A 1,486-nucleotide genomic window follows, 5' to 3' on the forward strand; every position below is an offset into this window, starting at 1 on the left:
GGACGATAAAATGAAACATACACACAAAATCATATTGGCTGTCACTTCTGTATGCACTGTTATTATTCTAGGTGTAAGTATCTTTTTTGTTACACAAGCAGTAACAAACAATAAATTAGAAAACACTAGTCAAACAACTCAACACTCAAGCAGCAGCTCAAAACCTGTTGAAGATAAACAAACGACGAAACAGCTTGATCAAGCAAAACAGCTTGCTGCAAGTTATCATTATGATGAAGCCATCGCCTTACTTGAAAAAGACGACGCCAAAGAAGCGCAACAATTGTTAGCAACTTTGAAAAAAGAAAAAGAATCCTTGGTAAAATGGGAAGACCCGACCAAAATCTCACACGTCTTCTTTCATAGTCTGATTGTTGATCCAGCTAAGGCTTTTCATACCCAGCAAGCACAAGGGTATAAAGATTATATGGTCACTATTTCCGAATTCAATAAAACCATTGATCAGTTATATAAAAATAACTATGTTCTTGTTAATCTAAATGGATTAGTCAAAAAAGGAACAGATGGAAAACTGACCTTTACAGGTGTTTCTCTTCCAGAAGGAAAGAAACCGTTAATTCTTTCGCAAGACGATGTCAGCTATTATGAATACATGGACAATTCAGGATTTCCAAGTAAGTTGATTGTCGATAAACAGAACCAAATCAAGAATATTTATATCGACAATAAGAAGGAAACTGTTGGTGACTATGATATGGTTCCATTGATCGATTCATTCATTAAAAAACATCCCGATTTTTCTTATCAAGGCGCCAAAGGAACATTAGCTTTAACAGGCTATAATGGTGTATTAGGTTACCGTACATCAAAATCAGAATATGGTGATAACGAAAAAACAAACAAAGAAATCGAAGCAGCCAAAAAAGTTGCTGATCAATTAAAGAAAGATGGTTGGAGTTTTGCTTCTCATACTTGGGGACACTTGAATATGACACAAGCTTCTTTAGCCGATATCCAACAAGATAATGAACGTTGGCAAAATGAAGTTGCACCTATTTTAGGCAAAACAAATATTTTGATCTACCCATTTGGCGCTGACATCAGCGATTGGCAACCTTATTCTGAAGCAAATCAAAAATTTGCTTACTTGAAACAACAAGGATTTGATATCTTCTGCAATGTCGATGCCTCAACTCCTGCATGGGGACAACTAGGAACTGACTACTACCGTAACGCCAGAATCAATATTGACGGTATCCGTTTCGAAGCTGACCTAAAAGGAGAAAATCCAATACTTGATCAATTTATCAACGTCAAAGAAGTGTATGACCAAAAAGATCGAGGATAGAGGTTGTGAAAGAAGCGTCCAGCTCCGAGCAAATAAGAACTAGATTTCTAAAATAGTTTCTCATATTTTGGAAATCTAGCGCTTATTGCTGAGGAGTTGCTTCTTGAACACCGTGGATAAGGTTATAACGAAGATAGTAGCCCACGGCTACAATAATCACATCCTGCTGAAATTGCT

The 1,486-nt window shown here is 36.6% G+C and carries 1 protein-coding gene and 1 pseudogene; one reads left to right on the forward strand and one right to left on the reverse strand.

Going from position 1 to position 1,486, the window contains the following annotated elements; all coding sequences use genetic code 11:
• Nucleotides 1–1,309 (forward strand): polysaccharide deacetylase family protein (locus ABZV77_RS42640; protein ID WP_356268783.1); only part of this gene is annotated, 1,309 nt, incomplete at its 5' end.
• Between the two features lie 100 nt (nt 1,310–1,409).
• Here ABZV77_RS42640 and ABZV77_RS42645 read toward each other — a convergent pair.
• Nucleotides 1,410–1,486: pseudogene (locus tag ABZV77_RS42645) on the reverse strand (IS6 family transposase); the annotation flags it as partial.

It is taken from the genome of Streptomyces sp. NPDC004732 (assembly GCF_040609235.1).
Lineage (GTDB): Bacteria > Actinomycetota > Actinomycetes > Streptomycetales > Streptomycetaceae > Streptomyces.